Below are 18,639 nucleotides of genomic sequence, written 5' to 3' on the forward strand. Positions count from 1 at the left end.
TTAAAGACAAAAAAATTGTAAAAAATATTATTACTCTAATCTAATAACCTTTTAACCAAATAAAACTATATAGCCTTAATTATTGGGGGAGTTATGAAAACATTACCTGCACTAGCAATACTCGCCGCGATAAGCGGTAACGTGTCTGCCGAAAACTACTTTATTAACCTGTCAGCCGGCTCCACTTCTGTGGAAATCGGTGAGGATTCAAGCAAGCATAGCATAACCTCATCTGAAATCAGCTTTGGACAATACGTTAGGCCCGACATTGCCGTGGAAATTAGCTACACGGAACTGGGAACCACATCTACCACTATAACCAATGCGGATAGCAGCAGCACCAAGTTAGCTTATGACAATAGTGCTTCCAAGGTCGTTCTATCAAAATATTTTGACCTGAACGAGACTTACAAGCTGAGCGCCCATGGCGGGGGAATTATCATAGTACAAAATACGACAACAAAGAAATATGATACTACCGGCAGTCTGACCTCCACCGTAGAAGATTCCAGCCGTAGCAACAAAATCTATCTAGGCCTCGGTTTGTCATACAAATATCAAAATTCTTTAATCACTCTTCGACACGAGCGCTACAAGTCTGATCTTCAGGACTTTGAAACCACGCTACTTGGAGTGCAGTTCAACCTCTAAATCACCAGGTCTCGACCAACTATAGGCGGTGTTACGCACCGCCTACCCTATTACAAACATAATTCCTCTGTTTTAGCCATCCCGCCAAACCGTGTGATCCAGAAAATCACCAAATAACCCAGGGCTTTAGACAAAGTGGTCATTTTTCGTATACTATTGACTGAATCGGAGGCCTATTTGTAGAATTTCCTGCTGTTTGGAGACCAGACCAAGAATGAACAAGAAAATCTCCTTAACCAAGTTTTTTCTTGCATGCACATTGATGTCTGCCTTGGCATGCTCGGATGACCTACCTCAAACTTCGACCTCAGCGAAATTCCCCGAACCCGTCACCTTGACCGGTAAAATAAGCTTTACGTTTGATGATGGCCCCGCCTCTGTTTTTGAATATGCACTCCCTGTTTTTGAAGCTCGCAACGTTAGTGCAACCGCTTATATTACGACCGGCTGGATTGGCAGGTCCGGATACATGAGTTGGGAGCAAGTACAATCCTTGCAGGACGATCACTCCTGGGAGATCGGTTCGCATACGCTGTCTCATCCGGAACTTCCTAACTTACTCCAGGCTGATATCGACAAAGAGTTGGGTGAGTCAAAAACCATACTTACAAACCGTGGACTGCAAGTGACTTCAATGGCAACACCTTTTGGGGCTTACGACAATCGCGTACTCAAAACCAGCAGTAGACTATATGCTCATCACCGGGGATTTTGGGATACTCAGGACTTGAACAGATTCCCATACAACAATACGGTTTTGATGGTTAAAGCGATCAATAGAGACACCCCAACCAGCGAAGTTTTCGCCTACATTGATCAAGCCATCTTGGAAAAAAAATGGCTTATACTGGTTTTTCATGAAATATTACCTTACCCAATTAACTACGTTTATACCACGCACCCTGATGTGCTGGCCTCCATAGTGGATTACGCTATAGACTCGGGCATTGAAATAGTATTACCCCGACACGAGTTGGAATATGAAAAATACAATTTGATTAATCAACACGACGAAATCAATATATGGACCATGGATAGTGGTAACATTGAATTCGCCCCTAGCGAAACCGGCCGCTTCCCCCACACTTCAGATGCATTCCTATTCACTGGCACCGCACTGGAAATTCACTTGGACTCTCCCAAGATACGACCAAGTCCAACCAACGCTAACTATCGATTCAAGTGCTTCGTAGACACCACGGAACTCACACAAGGCGCATTCGGGATCTACATCCGCGAGTTCAGCCAGAACAACGAGCAATTAGCCTCCGTGTACTTTGGCGCGATAGCAAGTGGCAGCATCACCGAACTTCAACGCAATTACCAAATCCAAGACAGCAATACAGCATACTTAAAAATTCAATCTTACCTAAGCGCCGGGGCCGTAGGTCGAGTTATCAGTGACCAGTATCAATTATTTTCCATTAAATAAATGGGAATAGTCATTATTCAACTGTTCGCCACCGTTTTGACTGGAGACACAATTCGTAAGTTTGACAATTATCAATATAATCCTGCTTACTGTTGTTTAAAACAATAACTTTCCCCCCTCGAACAACAATCTTCCTATTATTCAACCTTGCTTTATGATTGCTGATCCAACCCGGCATATCGCCCGTAGTAGGTACGTTTTCCATAACCAGGGTTTGCACGTCCAAGCAATACACCGGTGTAAACCCCGGCTGTCTATCTTCCAGATACCCCAGATTTCCGATTACTATAATTTTCCCATCCACGAATGTAGCGCTATGAAAATCCGTAGGAGGAAAAGCTTCTCTGGGATAGATGTAGATCTGACAATCGCCTTTACCGTCGTGCACAAATACATCATTGTAAATACAGAAGTCGGGATCGTAATGATCTTCGTGTTCACCGGCAATTTCGATAAAACGTCCATCGCCTAAGGACGTCATGGATTTACCGAAGCGATCGTAACTCCACACCGGTTCGGTATTGCGAATATCCCGCTTCGATTCAAACTTACTGATTGCCGAATACGCCGAGCCCCCGCAGTGCACCATGGCCTGCCAAAAAGGTCTATTGCACAACTTCGGGTTATCCACGCCGAATATGCGCCCCTTACCTTCTAAGTATTCCTGTTGAGTCACATTGGGTTCTTCATTCGTACGATACCCTAACATTGCCGCGCGGGCATCCTTATCCATATCATTTAAATCTGCCCCTGCCTTAACTAAGTCATTGACAATATTCAAATTCTCAGTTACTCCGATCGCCTGCTGGTGAGAACTGTTTTCCCGAAAAAGGTCAACACCAAAATCAATGAGTACTTGCACGCACTTATGCGCGCCATGCTCCGCAGCCTGCAGCAAAGGCGTATCGCCGAATTCATCTGTCTGCTCCGCATCAAAACCATGCTCAAGCAACCATCTCAGCATTTTGGCATTATCATTTTGAATAGCATAGGCTAAAGGTGTTTTGCTACGCCAACCTACGGCACTGGCATCCGCCCCGGCTGCCAATAGCATTTCCACCTTTTGAATGTCACCGACTAAGATAGCAAACAAAAACGGTGTTCTTTGCCAAAAGTCCCTTTCCTCCAGATCGAACTGACCTGTTACGCACTCTTCAAGATTGTTTAGACTGCCATAGGCAACGGCATGAAACAGATTATTCCATTGTAATTGCGCCGCATCTCCACCCCGGGAGAGCAATAGCTTTACCACATCAAACCGACCGTTGTTGGATGCAACTCGTAGCGGTGACTCTCCGTGCTTAGTAATGGCACTGGGGTCTGCTCCACAATCCAACAAGGCTTCCACATCCGACAACAATTTGTCATCATTCCTGTATATAGTCGCCAACAATGAGTCTGACATAATGTTCCGGTTAATTAGTATTGCGGTTATACTGTGCGATGCGCTAATCCTGAGAAGCCCGCCTTAGCTCGGCCAAGTAACTTCAGTCGGGCCTGGGGTGAATCCGACGTTTGTCGTACTTCCAAGATGTTTGATAAAACTCTTCAATGGAATTTTTACATATTTTACGGTAAAACGCAGCATCGATGGCTAACCAACGCATCACCAGCGGCTTTGCAATGCCTGCTCCCTGTAACGATTGCCGTAACAACTCTTGGCGCAAATCAAACAGCTCTTTGGTAATATACATATGCCGGTGAGCCAGTTGTATCTCCCTTCCCCGGTACAGTTTGGGACCACCCATTTTCTGCGCCATAAAGCGGGTTTGACGATTTTCGATAAACGTCTGATTATGTCCCTGGAAGAATAAACCGAGCCAGGGATGAGCATAAACCTTATCGTAAAATATTTTATGAACCCGCTCCAAGGATTCCAGCCCCCCCACGGCATCAAATAAACTTTGCTTCAATTCTTGAGTGGACTTTTCAGGAATTATCATCGCAGCAACCTATCAATACCCAGCTCACAAAGATACACCTGATGCAGCGTATAATTCCATTAAAAAATGCAGACCAATTGATTCACGAAGCCTCTGATCCGTGCACCCGGGTCTTGAACCAATGCCGGATGTCCGGTGGTATCCTGTTTGGGCCCAAAGACAAACCTAATTACTCAGATACGCGGCTATGGTTAAGCCCTCCCGCCCAACCCAACGCTGAATCACCGAAATTTCTTCTGGGGTAGCAAGACGATTACGTTTACCTCGAACTTGGCAAACACACTTACCTGGATGTGATAGTTCAATAGTAACCAATTTTTTTCTTTCCAAATGGGTCTGTACATCCATGGTCCATATGGACGTATGTCCTTTCAAACAAGACCCCGCATAGGTAGCCACACAGTGTTTTTGTACCCGGCCTTCGGCGGCCAGCTCTTTTCGATCTAACAGCTCTCGGATGGTCCACACTTTCATATTGTGATGCTCTGCATTGCCTTCCACAAAACGAAAATCGCAAATGTTGGATTTTGCCCAGCGGGTATTCCCTATCCGTGTTTCTTTCCCCAGTTGCAGGTGCCACTGTTCCATTTGACGAAGTAGAGTTTCCGGAGTGCGACCGCGCATAGTAAAGTTGGGCTGAAGCGGCGGATCTTCCCGAACCACGCCTCGTTCCACAAACACCGGTTGTGCCTCGTATTTTTGATTCCAAATGTAATCAATTACCGGAACGTAATGACACCGATCCAGCAGTGGATTTTCTACAAAAAAACGCAAAACACTCAACCAGAATTCATCATCTATGAACTGTCGTGCCAGTCGGGTTTCCACCACTGCATCCGCCACCGCTTTGTTTCCACCCAACGCTTGAACCTGCGCCCAACGAAATGCTGCATTCAGCGTGTAATGAGATGGAGCCCGCGAAAATTGATGCGCCATTTTCTTGGTTAAGCAAATTGGTAATCCGGCTGCTGTACGGATATTATTGCCCATACCAATATGGATAAACCAAGATTTGGCTTTACCATCACCGTCGTACCAAACACTATCCATGAATGCTGGGATCGGATAATTTGCAAACAAGTGTCTCGCCAACGACGCAAATTGGCGGTGAGCATTTCGGGTCTTGGGTTTCCACTGGGAAAACGGACGAACCCACTGATGAAAATGGGACACCATACTGATAACACCTTTAACATACTCCACATGTAATAACAGCTTGGAATTGTTATCCAAATGACATAATACATCGCGCAGAAGACGACGATTTTGCGTTTTACTGAATCCGTCACTGATGGCATGCAGTATTTCACCTTGTAAGCCTGCATAGCGAATTTCCTGCGAATACAGTTTGTTTATGTATGACCGCAGATTACTTTCTCGCTTTTGCTTTTTCAGTGCACAGGCAGCCACATCGTCTACATAAAGCCGGTATTCACGGGCCAACTCACGCTGAGTTTTATTCAGTCGTGTACTTAAGCCCATATTCGCACACCATTGCCTGTAGGCCTCTATGTCGGGCAACCGCAGCCGATGCGCAAACGCCAGGATCATCTCACGATGATCCTGGGGTTTGTTTTTTATGTTTTTCTTTTTACATGACATTTCTCTTTCCTAACATTCTTCAAACTCATGTTTTGTTTTCTAATCGAGATAACCGGAAAACTTTTTTTAGCTTTCACTTTTGCTTGCGAACTGACATTCGCGGTTTTTAACTTATTCGTAGGCATAACAATCCCCTTAGTATCGAATTACTAATCAAAGGTTCTCTTGGTGATCATGGGCATAAAAAAACCCCGGACAACGGTGTCATCCAGGGTTTTTTGAGCAGCCCAACGGCCCTTACATTGTTACCATGGAAGACGCAGTACGCGCCTCCCAAACGATGAAGGCGCTACTTGATCGGGGTGGGATTTAAATGAATCATGTTGGCCTGCTCCTGAGTTAATATGACTTATATTGGATAAGGCGAAAGTATAGTTGACAATCGGAGATTGTCAACTGTGGTGTGTTATGTAGCACTAATTCTTATCTCATGCGATACTTATTTACTCGACTTTTTGACCGGCTTGCGACTGGGTATAATCAACACAAATCACACTGAGGCAAACACAAGGTGAGACTGCTCAGCATCATTTCTTTCTGTTTATTAACCTCTTGTACCAACAAGGCCATTCTACCCATGCCCAATCCCAGCACCTCCAATTTTCCCATTTGGGCGGTAAAATTGCTTGACGTATCCGACGGAGTTGAGTTGTACGAAGCAAAACTCATTGCCAAGGCCTATTTTGTTTCCGGGGTATCCACCTGTGGTCACCCCGGCGAGCCCGAGAAACGTGACGGCCAATGGGCTTTCCCAACGTATATTTCTAAAATCCGGGTTCCCGAAAAAGACATTTTTGTAGACGTACAGACCGGCGACATCGAGTGGAACGGACAAAACTTCAGTTTTGAAAGTATACGTAAACTGGAATATGTACGCTAAGCACTGTTAATCAAGAACTTAACCCCTTCCTTACCCAATCCGTGATTTATTTGTGATTTTTATGTGACGGGCGTGTGAACTAACACATACACACTCATAAGCTTCCATTTACGCGATATCCCGAACCATCGGACAGATATTCAATGTTTTAAAAAGGGGAAGCTATGAGCACCAAACCATTACTCAACATCCTATCCGTATGCCTGTTAGGCACCGTCGCTACCACAGGTAGTGCAGCACAATGGGATGTGAAAATTACCAATCTCACCAATGGAAATCACTTTACCCCGGTTCTGATGACCGGCTTAGACAGCGCGACACACTTATTTAAAGTCGGCGCCGCCGCGAGTACCGCGTTGGAGCTGATGGCGGAATGCGGTGACACCAGCCAACTCATCGATACAGGGCCTGCGGGCGCTCTCGATGAGGATACGAAAACAGGCGCTGGAGTTATCGCGCCTGGAGGCACCACCACTTTGGTGCTTGACAACAGCATGAGCGGTAACACCCACCTATCCCTCGTCTCCATGATTTTACCCACAAATGATGCTTTCGTTGGACTGGAATCCATGGAAGTCCCTGCCGCTGCCGGCACCTACACTTACTATTTGAACGCATATGACGCCGGCACTGAAGCAAATAATGAAATACCGGCTACCACCGCATGCGACACCAATGTCTCCGGTTATCCCGGTGCTCCCGGTGGCGACACAGGCAGTAACGGAACCGGGGTCACTATGGAAGAAGCCAATATGATGATACATGTGCACAGAGGCGTGTTAGGCGACCAAGACAGCATGGGCGGACTCAGTGACCTCAACAGTTCCATCCATCGTTGGCAAAACCCGGTTGCCAAAATCGAAATCACTGTCACTCCGTAGGAGAAATCACATGAAAAAAGCAAACACGTTTCTCAGTTTGTCTCTTACCATCTTCGCCGGAATCCTACTAAGCGCATGCTCGGATGATGATGACCCCATGCCTCAAACCATGGCCGACTATGAAATTAGCGTGACCAATTTAACCAATACCCAATCGTTTGCTCCCATTGCTGTCATTACCCATACTTCAGCCTACAAACCTTGGGCTTTGGGTGAGGCTGCCAGTGAAGGCTTGGAAATGTTAGCAGAAGGCGGTGACGGCAGTACACTGCTGATGGAAGCCGGCATGGATTCCCATGTCACCAACTCCGGCAGTTCCACAGGGATTACCGCGCCAGGCAGCTCTGGTACCGTTAATATCAGCAGCAGGATTGATGCAGATTTACGTATCAGTGTCGCTGCCATGCTGGTCAACACCAACGATGGATTTACCGGCGCCCTAAGCATTCCGGTGGGAACCATGATGCCGGGCGACTCCAGTCACCTACTGGCCCACGTTTACGATGCCGGAACGGAAGCCAACTCGGAAACGGCTGCAAGCCTCCCCGGCACTTCAGGTGAAGGCTTCAATGCCATGAGGGACGACCGAAACTATATCGCCATTCACGCGGGTGTCGTCACGAGTGATGACGGCTTAAGCAGCTCTGCTTTGGATGAGTCTCACCGTTGGTTGGGTCCGGCCGCAAAAATAACCATAACACGCACCCATTAGTAGCCAATGCCACTGTAGCATCGCTACAGTGGCTTCCTTTTAAACTCCCTTCCAAAGGGCAACAATGCCGAATGCCGAACTCCGGCTCAGTTACGTATGTTCAAAAATTGACGCCAACCACAACACCGCCGGCAATATAAACACCCAGTTCGTCATTTTGATCATCATACTGAGTTCCTTTCCAGGGATCGTCAGTCTCCGAATCAAGAGAAAAATAGTTCCCTAGGGTTATAGAGGGGTCAATGTACACCCTATCACCGGCGCCTAGTGGAATCTTCCACCCGACTCGGGCCGCCAGGTTGAGAGCGGTGGTATTTCCGCTGATCCACACCCCGGCGGGTGTGAAAAAGTCCTCTCTCCACTCCCAATCAATTTGCCAAATACCGGCGGCGAAACCATAATAGAACCCGTTAAAACCGGCACCACTGCGATAAATACGAATAATAAAGTCAGCACCACTGCCATCGCCCTCTTCTTCATAGCCACCATCGTCATAGTCATAAGATAAAACCCCAACGCGGCCACCTAAAGATACTTTTCCGGCAATTAAGTGCTCATATTCCACCATCGATACATAACCGATCGGGTTGAGCATGAGCCCGGCACGTATGGAATTGCGAGGGCCCGCCGCCTCCGCTGTACCAAACAAAAACAGAAACCCTATTGCTAACAGTGCAGATACTATCTTGTTCATAAGCGTATTCCTTATCAAAAGAATCGAGTATTTCTCCGTTTTTTCTATTATTAATATAATTATAGGCCAGCGAGGCACTGGCTTAATGATAGCCTGGCAAGATTTAACACAGGGTTACAGGGCTGGTTTACTGAATGGTTCTACTGAGTGGTTCTACTGAATAGTTTTAAAGCTTCCATTTCAATTGCTTTTGGCGACACCTGCGGACAGGGCCTGGGACCCAACCATTGTTTGAAATACTGCCGCCAATAAGAAATAGGAGCACGACTGTCTCGACCCAATTCAGGTAAGGTTTGCCAACGGGCAAATGGATGATTGTGATGCACCAGATCCCAGTGACCATTTAACAGAACCCAAGCCATCACGCGACTCACCCGTAAATTGTGTGCACCATTCATGACATCGCGCTCGGAAAACGCATGGGTCACGTACTGCCGCGTCGACCAATTGAACCAAAATGCCAGATACAGCCATAACACAGACCAGAAATCCAACTGCAGCAGGGTAAACAAGATAATCCAAAAAAGGATTCCGCATACCACTTCTAAGCGAATTCGCTGCAATATCAAAGAGGGAAACAGCGAGCGATCAAAAATAATGGAAGAGGACTTGGCCGTTTGCCAGGGTTTCATCCAAAACACCCAAGGCGCAATGGCCATGAGCAGAGATCCTAAGGGGATAATCGGCGGATAAATACCGATCAAAATGCTGTACCATTGGCTGAATTTAATCAACTTATTGTCATGTGGATAATAGTAATCGAACAGCTCATTATCGGTTCGATTGTGGCTGTGGTGTACCCGATGAGCGATATTCATGAAGGTGAAGGAAACAGGAAACATCCACCCGGCCATCGTACCCATCAACCAGTTGGTATTTTCACTTCTACCGTTCAAGCCACTATGACAAGCTTCATGCATCAAAGCATAATTACTTAGTCCAAGAAAGGAAAAACCAACTATAGCAGGAACCAAAAAAACACCGGATGTATGACTTGCCAACCACAAAATACCAACCATACTCAACTGAACAAACAGCAATACGATAAGATTTTGCTGATCAAATCGACGCACATCGCTCATGGTACAACACCCTGTAAGGCTTTTTCTATTAGATCTGAGGTGGTGGTATCGATAGAGATTTCGTCTGCACTGATGTTTGTGGAATGAACCACATGGGTGAAAATCTTGTATAACAGCTCGCTCACTCTGGGTGTACGCATAAAGTGATCCACGCCCCAGATGGGATAGATCCATCCCGGAAGTTGTTGAACATCCACAATGGGTGCAATGCCGTCGTTGGGACCATAATCCAATAGTTTCTCGTAGCGTTTTTTTAACATCCCCTGTACATGAGATCTCAAAGGTATTGGTACCACGTGAATGCATTGCAACTTATCAGTATCAAGGTTAGCCTGCCATGTCGGGTGGGCCGGATCAAGCTCGAATAACAAGGAATAGTCCACTCCCATCACCCGACTGATCACTGAATAGGCCAATCGCCTGGGAAAAGACGACATTTTCCGACTCGCATGAGGTGTTCCTTGATTAATACCGGCGATATTGATCCAACCTCGCAGTCCTGCATGCCGTTTAGAGTTCAAATAGGCCAGTACTTCACTACCCCCCTTACTGAAAGACACAAGCCAGATATTCTTGGAATCCAGAGATTTCAACGCATCTGCCAGCACCTTTACATTCCTGCTTATACTGCCTCGACTGTGCGTAGCAACCCGCGTCACCGTAAAGCCGAATCGCTGGGCGATATTGGTGACCAAAAGACCATCCGCACCCACATCAGGGTATTCTTTATAAAACATACCGGGCACCACCACGATATGGATATCCCCGGGCTTTTCGCTCCTATTGGAAAAATTCGCGATATCGTATGCATCAATCCTATTGATGAAACAACCATGTTCAGATTGCAGCAGGCTTTGGTAGTAACAGCCGGCAGCCAGATCCGCGCCCTTTTCCCGGCTCAGCATTATCATGGATTGGCGGTCCAACATCAGTCCACGCTGTTGGACAATATGACGCGCCTGCTCGGTAAGCTTCACTTCGTCAACCATAGGCTCAGTGAATAATCGGCGGCGAAAAAGAGATTTCCTGGAATTTTCAGCGCTATTCATGAATGCTATCAAGCACCGGTAAACCCTGGTAAAAGCTCCAGTAACGATCTGCAATATCGTCGACACCTTTCAGCAAGTTTCCGCGCACCGGCTTCATCCCTGCTAATAAAATAGTATCCGGCCGAAGAAATCCTTTGATAAGCATGGCTGCCAGCAGTAAAGCAACCCTGGAACCCAGACCCGCTGTGACATGTCGATCACCATGGGCATTTTTGACGGGGATAATAAATAAGCGGCTCTTCATAGTTTCTATCGGTAACATAGCAACGATACTGCCATACCCCGTTTTATGGTTGCTCATAGCAAGCAAACTACCACCCCAACAATCGACGACCACTCGGGCTTCGCCTTTGGTTAGTCGCCACATAATGCGATCGATCATGCTGACGGGCAGCACTCTGGTGTTCATTTGAATCCCCAAATGAAACGGCCCCTCACTTTTGACCACCGGCTCATTGAGAAACTCACGTTGATGAATTTTTCGATAGTGTTGCACATCAAAAGTATTTAAACACGGGACGTGATGTTCGGTATTGAATTCCATCTGATGACAATCTCCAAACATCACTGCAGACATACCGTCTGGCACCGGAAGATCATACTCCGGCCGATCACCATAGTAGACAAAAACAACGCCAAACACCTCCCGGCAGGGTAAACTGATTTGTTTTGGTTGTTGCAGTTGGCCTTTATCGTGAGCTTTTAAAGCAGGAATGTTGCGGCAAAAACCACTGTTATCAAAGCACCAGCCGTGCAAACCACACTCTATGTTATTCCCAACCACTCGACCTTTAGTAAGATCGGCCCCCATATGGCAGCAATAACGATAAACCAAACCAGGAACACCATCCATGCCACGAAACAGCACCCAATCCTTACCGAAGGCCCGCAGCGCTTTGACCTGACCAATCTTGATTTTGCAACCTACCATCAAGGGATACCATGACCGTGGGTACGAGACAGCTGGATGATCATTCATAGCAATATGATGTCCGGTCAAGTTGTGCAAATTTCTCCAGGATACAAATACTGCGCTACGTTGACAGTGTGCAGCGAATGCAAGCCTTGGGAATTCTAGTAAAGATAGGGGGCCTGACATCAAGAGTCAAGCAAGAATAGTACGATATCAGATGTCCGGTCGTTCTGAGGAAAAGATTCTACAGCTACACACGATGCTTCCATACCAACTGGCCGCTACGCATATCAATCATTGCAATCTGACCCGTGGAATCGCAATAACTAAGTTTCGCATCCTTAACTATTGCATGAGCGTGGCCACGATTGGCAATATCCAATTTCATCACAGCTTGCCCATCCATATTGTCACCCACTTTGTATACCCATATGCACTGCCCTATTTTTTCCTGTTCCAACTCATACCCTAACAGCAACCATTCCTCGCATTGCTCCACCCACAAAATATTCGCCATGTCTGCAGGCGTCTCCAAACCAAGTCGCTTGGGACTGTTTTCTTGAAAAAAACACAGATATTCGAGACCTTGAAACCCTTGTTGCAAGGCTAGCACTTGAGAATCTGGTGTTACAGTAAAACCAAACAACCCACCTTTTTCCAGTCCATCCATATTACAACAAGCACGATCTCTCAGCATCATCGACGGAATTTCATAACGCCAGCATTGTAACTGCTCACCCATAAGAAGAATCGACAAAGCATTGTCACGGCAAGCCATTGCCACCACTTCTCCTGGCAAATCGTCAACCTGCCACAATACTCGAAATTCATCTGCCTGCGCGTCTACGGCCATCAGCCGGTTATCCTGAGCCGCAAACCACTCAATGCCATCGTAACAATCACACCAAGCACTTAGCTTAACGTCACACCAGAAACGACTGCTACCGGCTGACAGATTCAGCTTAGCCAAGCGCATGAACTCACCTCGTTGCGCGATTGCAATGGCTCTATTACCGGTTTGGACCAACACCAATTGATGTGCAGGTTCTGCATAATGTGAAGATTGCTTACCTGAGAAATTCATTACTGTGACACCGGCTTCACCTCTAGCCAATAGCATACGTAATTTGGGTAGCACCTGTGCACACCATACTTCTGTAGTTCCGCTATCGCTCAGCATATGTGTGATACTCTGGTGCGGTAATTCTGATTGAATCGCCACCATACCCCCTCCATGGGGCGAAGTAGGCATATCCGCGCGCAATGCACGCTCCTGTGCATAGAGAGACATTTTATCTAGGTCCCGCGTATTCCACATTAGACCTAAACCGTAATCTCTAAGCATGGATCGATAGACCTGCCGGGCAATGGCCCTGCTTTGAATAGACTGCGGCTCTTGTAGCAATGCCTTTGCAAAGGCCATGCGTGCCGCCTGGTCCATTGGATGTTGATACGAGTCTATAGGAGACTTCGTATCTCCATCCAATACCCGCAATGCCTGTTCACGCAGTTCGGGGTATTCATCAGGACAGTAGGCAATCTTACGCGCCAGCATTCGAGCGCCTGACTCACCACCTTCTTCTATAGCTGCTCCGGCCCACGCCCATACCAAAGCGCGCGCAGACTCCAAAGACCATACCACATCCACTGCTGCGGCGTATTGACCTGCCTCGACCAAGGAATGCGCCCATAACAGTCTCAGTTTATCCGCTTCCATCGGATGGGATTGTTGCATCCTTTGAACAGCTTGAGAAAAATGCCGAGTACGTTTGGCGATTTGTATCGCCCGACCGACTTCACCGGCCAAAAACCACTGCCGGATCACGAGGGCAGGATTCGCTTCACGACCTTCGGCGAGTTTGGCGGCCAAACGTAGCTCACCATGCTTTTCCAGATAACTGACCGCCTCTTCTGTAGCCTGAAGTAATTCGGCCAACACAAATGCTGCCTCTTCTATTTTTCCGGCTCGATCCAGTCGCTCAAAAACGGAGCGATACAGTTTTCTAAGATAGTCATAAAAATCATGTTCGAATTGGAAACTACCAGAACTACGGGAGGAACTGAAATTGATTTTCAAATCAGCGCGTGCTTTCGGCAACCCCAGCTCCGGCTGGTCGGCGTTAAATGCATCTCGCGCACTGGCTAGTGGTATAGCATGACGTAAGGCATCATGAATATCACCACTTTCAAATTTGTCCAACATTCCTCGAAAGTAACGCGCTTGGCGCTTCGACAGGAATTTCCCGAGATTTGAGGACATAACCAAACGCTTGAACAGCGCGCTGAACTTATCGAAAATGCCACCGGCCATGCCCCCTGACGGATTACCATAACTTGTACCGCCATTGGGTTCTACCTGCCCATTCCGGGAAAATATAAATTGAATAATTTTCTTTAATGAAAAAAAGGACTGAGTCCACGCCGTGGTATTTTGCTTTGATGAATCCGGTTTACCGGAAAGCGACCGAATAAACTCTTCCTGTTCCGGAGCAGGTTTTAAATCTTCATTAGAAAACAGCTTATATACGGCTTGTTTTTCCTTTAGCAGATCCTCAGTCTTTAGTTCCGGCAGTCTACCCATAGACTGAACCTGAATCTCTTTGATGCCACTGACATCAATCCAAGCCGATACGTCTTCTTCTATCGCATCCGATAAACTGATCCGCCTCAAGCTTCCATGAAACATAAGCAACAAAGTTTCTCCAAAACCGTTCGATTCCAACGCATCTTCTTTTCTAATCATCGCATTGGTCCATACACCGTGACGTTTTACCAATGCATATCCCGGAGCCGCATCACAATCCTGCAACAAGGACTTCTGAAATAGAACAAACACACCATCAATCTGGGGGTGACGAAACACTCTCAACCCATGTTGCCACTGCGTCAAGATGCGTTTACGTGTTTTCAACTCAGCAACAGAAATGGGAAAATAAAATCCCTGAACCTGATGATGCCCACAAAAAACATACTTAGTCATTCGTTTGATCCGAGTTTATAATCAAAACCACTTCGTTTCGCAACAACGAAAACACTTTTACCTCGCCACTTACTAAGGTATAGGCAATGTATACATAAACAGGATCAAACAGTATTTCTGCTATTCCCTCCTCTCTGATCAAGTCGTTTTCGCCTCGTTGATCTAAAAGAAAAACTCTACCGTCAATTGCATCGAACGCCACCAGAACAACTTGACCACTTCCGGACAGTCCGCCCTTGCTCCAATGTTCGGGTGGAAGCCTCACAACACCAACCACCCGAACATTGGGACTCACTTCAATTCGCTGTTCGCGCGACCCACCTACCGTATGCCAATGTGATTTTTCGCCATTCTCCACTGCCAGAATCACATTATCCTTCTGGTGGTGATCGCAACCCAAAAACACCTGCCCGGATGTAGTCTCTTCCAAACCGATTGTTTCCTTTTCCGGCCGATAGGAGTTAGCCCTTTTTACTAACAGCAATTCGTCCTGCGACTCTACTTTTACATAACTCAGACCCAAAGCACTTACCATCACCGCCGATACAGAATCGTCGACTGGAATGGCCTTCACTTCTTCCTCTCCGAAATTTATCTTAAACAGCTGTAACGCGTCATCCAAAAAGAATGCGCAATGAGAATATCCCGGTAATGAGAAAACAAATAGAGGGCGATACCCGCTTCGCCTGACATCCACATACATATTTGTTTCACCATGCGTTCGAATCATGCATTGTTGGTTCGCCCCGGGGAAATTGTGACAATAAAATTGTCCATGGCTCTCGCTTATCACAAATATACGTCGTTTCTGCGTCTGAACAGCAACGATTTCGTGTTGCGGTGGCGCTGCAAACACCCGGGCAATTCCTGTTTTGGCACTTGCCGAGTTTGGTACGGGATAGACAGCAGCACCTACATTCAATGCGCTTACTGCAATTTTGCGGCCCGTACCGCAAAAAATGATGGAACCGGATAATTGGAAAGCGGCTTGTTGCCTGTAATTTTGCGTACTGTAAAACGGGTCTCTTATAATTCGCGCACACATTGCATCATCTGGCAACTCAATAGTCGAATTTCTGACATGGTTACCGTATTGCAATGTGAGGGATAATCGGCGCTCACCGGGTATCAACTCATCTTCGATATTGATGTGATTTACCTGCAAGTCATCGCATTGGATAACCTGCGCCGCCACCAGCCAGAATTCACGAATAGTCGAATGAGAATTCAAAGTATCGCACCATTGTTGTGAACTTTCCGGAGATACGCACAGGGAACTTCGGGATTTAATGAATAGCGATAAGGTTTTCTGCGACACTTCTTCGTGCAAAATCCCAGGTTGCTGCAAAACACCCCAACGAAAACCTACTTTTTTTTGTAACGCTCGCCTTTGCAAAAATATAATCAAAGCCAGCTGTAACAACCGCGGTGCTCCCACAAAAAGTGGCCCGCAATCGAGCAATATCACCGAAAACCTGGATTCGTCACTGTGCTTGGTGTGGCGCTTTAAAAACAGATGTTCACCCATTACCGCTCGTCTATCAAACTCTTCCGGTAGTTCTTCTGCAAGTAACCACTCACTCAACAACAACCGTTCATACACCGGTTTACTTTGCAATCCCGAGTAACCATCCGGCTCCGCCAAACCTTGTAATACCATGCTGTCCAGGCGGCCGAATAATAATGACAGTTTGTGAACCAAGCCGCCCAGACTTAATGCAACATCCTCGGGGAACAAAGACAGTTCCTGCGCCCATGGTCGCAATGCTCGGGGTAGCTGCATCATACAGATCCTGAATAAATTTCAAGCAAATCTCGGCTAATGGGTAATGCTGCACTAAAAGAAACCACTGCGTCTATTTCTGGCAATACAGCTATGGGGGGTGCAACCTTCAAATTGCAAAGTGACTTATCCAGCAATTCCAAAGGTACGCTGCACTGTAAACTGGTCGGAAGTAACAGGTTAGGCGCCATCGCGCTGCGACCAAGATAGCGGATACCCTCAACCCAAGGTAGATGTTCCCCGGAAATAAGCATTATTCCATCTGAGCTTACACCACTGTAGTTTTGTAATTGAGCTTCCTCCAAGGACAAGAGACGGCGCACCAGCGCCACAACCACAGGACCATTTGCAACCGCTACAGTCGGCTCCAGTGGTTGCTCTGCCGCTACCCACTCGATACGTATACCAGTCTTCAGATTACCGGGTTCCTTAACAAGTTGCATTAGGGGTTTTCTTCCGAAACTATCCTGGTAATTTCCTGCTTAATTGCCGCCAGAGAATCCGGCAAAGTATCGGCGGGAAACCCGGCATCTATTTCTCTTCCTATTGACTCTAACTGCAAAATCCAGCGTTCTCGTTCAGCCGATTCCGCTCCGGATTCTGAATCTTTGGCAAACAACGCTTTAGCTTGTTCCTCTATTCGGGCTGCCCGTGTGGCGGGACTGTTAGATGCATCTTCCGCTACCGCATTTAGCGTCTGGTTTGATGTGGTTTTTAATGCCTCAGCCAAAACTTCTCGCGCTGAAATCTGGCCTTCTTCAGATGGAATAACGTAGACCAAAGGCCACAAATCACTTTCTTCGGGATGTTGCCTACCCGCCAATACTGCTGCCGCGGCAATGAGCATCTGGGACTTCACAATACGACGGTCCGACAATTGGATACCAGCCTTTCGCAACAATCGGATACAGTGACTGAGAGCACTCCTCACTTGATTCATGTTCGCGTTTCTTACAGAAGCAGATAAGGTATCTAAATGCATAAGGGCGTCACAGGCCGTCGGTTCTGCCGTGCTGTTTGACCAGCCACCGGATAGCAGTGATTCCAACAGGAAATCGGGCACTGATTCTACAAAACAGTGAACCAAAAACCGGTCAGCAAAGGCTGACAAGGATTCCTCCTCCGGTAAGTGATTTGCAGCACCTACGCATACTCTCAGTGGGCAGCGAATTTTTGTATGCCCACGGCGAAATGTACGCTCGTTCAGAACTCCGAGTAGAGTATTCAAAACAGCAGTGGACCCCAGAAAAACTTCATCCAAAAATGCAATATCCGCTTCCGGTAGCATACCGGTGGTTTCAGTTTCGATCGTACCTGTGCGAAGTTTGCGCAAATCCACGGGTCCGAAAATTTCACTGGGTTCGGTAAAACGACCTAACAAGTACTCAAAATAACGTCCACCCAATGACTGTGCTACCCGCCGAACCACCGCGCTTTTTGCAGTACCGGGAGGACCGATGACCAACAAATGTTCGGAAGCGACTGCAGACAAAATGATAAGATCAGCCAGCGTTTCCCTTTCCACTAATCCCTGGGTTGCTTCCTTAATGGATTGCCGGATAGAGGATGACGCAATGGACAATCGAGAATCAATTGAATTCATTGTAAATCCCACATTACAGTTATTGATACATCATGGTATTTCAATTACGGACTGGCTGCAATCGGGAAATGGAACTTGACACGGACCCATTTGGCAATTAGCTTTAGGAGAAGTTAGCTACAATTCTAAGCTGCATTACTAACGATTCCGGTCTGTTCAAGCACTTGCAAAGGGAAGCAATTAAGAAAACACGATTTTTTACGATAGAACGACCGGGTGAGACCGACTCTAACTGCTCAAACCATCACACACCGTATACTCGTTCTTTTTTCAAATGGACACTGACCCTAAAGCGACTACGACAAAGTCAGCGCATCAGCTTTGTGTATTGTTTTATTGATGTGTTCTTCCACGTTGTATAGCACTGTCCCCATAATGGGTCCCGCCATTATATTATAGACATGCGCTCTACAGGGAACCGGGTGGTGTATGGC

Annotated in this window: 16 protein-coding genes; 5 read left to right on the forward strand and 11 right to left on the reverse strand. The window is 46.8% G+C overall.

Features of this window, described 5'->3' with window-relative positions; genetic code table 11:
* The first annotated feature begins 93 nt into the window (after positions 1 to 93).
* Together OEY58_11120 and OEY58_11125 are read left to right on the forward strand one after the other, a co-directional pair.
* Positions 94 to 651 carry a hypothetical protein gene (locus OEY58_11120; protein MDH5326003.1) on the forward strand — a complete coding sequence of 186 codons (558 nt, stop codon included), beginning with the start codon at positions 94 to 96 and terminating at the stop codon, positions 649 to 651.
* Positions 652 to 865: 214 nt separating this feature from the next.
* A complete protein-coding gene (locus OEY58_11125) occupies positions 866 to 2,083 on the forward strand; it encodes a polysaccharide deacetylase family protein (protein ID MDH5326004.1) in 1,218 nt (405 codons plus the stop codon).
* A gap of 13 nt (positions 2,084 to 2,096) precedes the next feature.
* Here OEY58_11125 and OEY58_11130 read toward each other — a convergent pair whose 3' ends face one another.
* From OEY58_11130 to OEY58_11140, 3 genes are all read right to left on the reverse strand, one after another.
* A complete protein-coding gene (locus OEY58_11130; GenBank protein ID MDH5326005.1) occupies positions 2,097 to 3,488 on the reverse strand; it encodes an ankyrin repeat domain-containing protein in 1,392 nt (463 codons plus the stop codon).
* An 82-nt stretch (positions 3,489 to 3,570) separates the two neighbouring features.
* Positions 3,571 to 4,026, reverse strand: a complete 456-nt coding sequence (locus OEY58_11135) for a group 1 truncated hemoglobin (GenBank protein ID MDH5326006.1) — start codon at positions 4,024 to 4,026, stop codon at positions 3,571 to 3,573.
* A gap of 165 nt (positions 4,027 to 4,191) precedes the next feature.
* Positions 4,192 to 5,628, reverse strand: a complete 1,437-nt coding sequence (locus tag OEY58_11140) for a PcfJ domain-containing protein (protein MDH5326007.1) — start codon at positions 5,626 to 5,628, stop codon at positions 4,192 to 4,194.
* A gap of 511 nt (positions 5,629 to 6,139) precedes the next feature.
* Between OEY58_11140 and OEY58_11145 the strand changes: the two genes are divergently transcribed.
* The 3 genes from OEY58_11145 to OEY58_11155 all read left to right on the forward strand — a co-directional run bounded on the left by OEY58_11145 (position 6,140) and on the right by OEY58_11155 (position 8,101).
* A complete protein-coding gene (locus OEY58_11145; protein MDH5326008.1) occupies positions 6,140 to 6,508 on the forward strand; it encodes a hypothetical protein in 369 nt (122 codons plus the stop codon).
* 164 nt (positions 6,509 to 6,672) lie between these two features.
* Positions 6,673 to 7,389: a spondin domain-containing protein gene (locus OEY58_11150; GenBank protein MDH5326009.1), complete on the forward strand. Its 717-nt coding sequence runs from the start codon at positions 6,673 to 6,675 to the stop codon at positions 7,387 to 7,389.
* Positions 7,390 to 7,399: 10 nt separating this feature from the next.
* A complete protein-coding gene (locus OEY58_11155; protein MDH5326010.1) occupies positions 7,400 to 8,101 on the forward strand; it encodes a spondin domain-containing protein in 702 nt (233 codons plus the stop codon).
* Positions 8,102 to 8,201: 100 nt separating this feature from the next.
* Here the strand turns inward: OEY58_11155 and OEY58_11160 are convergent, their stop codons facing one another.
* From OEY58_11160 to OEY58_11195, 8 genes are all read right to left on the reverse strand, one after another.
* Complete coding sequence (locus OEY58_11160; GenBank protein MDH5326011.1) at positions 8,202 to 8,795, reverse strand: hypothetical protein; 594 nt, start codon at positions 8,793 to 8,795, stop codon at positions 8,202 to 8,204.
* A gap of 140 nt (positions 8,796 to 8,935) precedes the next feature.
* Positions 8,936 to 9,877 carry a fatty acid desaturase gene (locus tag OEY58_11165; GenBank protein MDH5326012.1) on the reverse strand — a complete coding sequence of 314 codons (942 nt, stop codon included), beginning with the start codon at positions 9,875 to 9,877 and terminating at the stop codon, positions 8,936 to 8,938.
* Positions 9,874 to 10,926 (reverse strand): hypothetical protein, encoded by a 1,053-nt coding sequence (locus tag OEY58_11170; GenBank protein MDH5326013.1) that lies wholly within the window; start codon positions 10,924 to 10,926, stop codon positions 9,874 to 9,876. Before OEY58_11170 ends, OEY58_11165 begins: the two co-directional genes overlap by 4 nt.
* Positions 10,919 to 11,905, reverse strand: coding sequence for a Rieske 2Fe-2S domain-containing protein (locus tag OEY58_11175; GenBank protein ID MDH5326014.1), 987 nt, complete (start codon positions 11,903 to 11,905; stop codon positions 10,919 to 10,921). The genes OEY58_11170 and OEY58_11175 overlap by 8 nt, the downstream gene beginning before the upstream one ends.
* Positions 11,906 to 12,089: 184 nt before the next feature.
* Positions 12,090 to 14,819, reverse strand: a complete 2,730-nt coding sequence (locus tag OEY58_11180; GenBank protein MDH5326015.1) for a bpX6 domain-containing protein — start codon at positions 14,817 to 14,819, stop codon at positions 12,090 to 12,092.
* Positions 14,812 to 16,605 carry a hypothetical protein gene (locus OEY58_11185; protein MDH5326016.1) on the reverse strand — a complete coding sequence of 598 codons (1,794 nt, stop codon included), beginning with the start codon at positions 16,603 to 16,605 and terminating at the stop codon, positions 14,812 to 14,814. The genes OEY58_11180 and OEY58_11185 overlap by 8 nt, the downstream gene beginning before the upstream one ends.
* Positions 16,602 to 17,045, reverse strand: coding sequence for a hypothetical protein (locus OEY58_11190; protein MDH5326017.1), 444 nt, complete (start codon positions 17,043 to 17,045; stop codon positions 16,602 to 16,604). Before OEY58_11190 ends, OEY58_11185 begins: the two co-directional genes overlap by 4 nt.
* Positions 17,045 to 18,196, reverse strand: a complete 1,152-nt coding sequence (locus tag OEY58_11195; protein ID MDH5326018.1) for an AAA family ATPase — start codon at positions 18,194 to 18,196, stop codon at positions 17,045 to 17,047. Before OEY58_11195 ends, OEY58_11190 begins: the two co-directional genes overlap by 1 nt.
* Positions 18,197 to 18,639 lie beyond the last annotated feature (443 nt).

The organism is Gammaproteobacteria bacterium (assembly GCA_029882975.1).
GTDB lineage: Bacteria > Pseudomonadota > Gammaproteobacteria > SZUA-152 > SZUA-152 > JAJDNG01.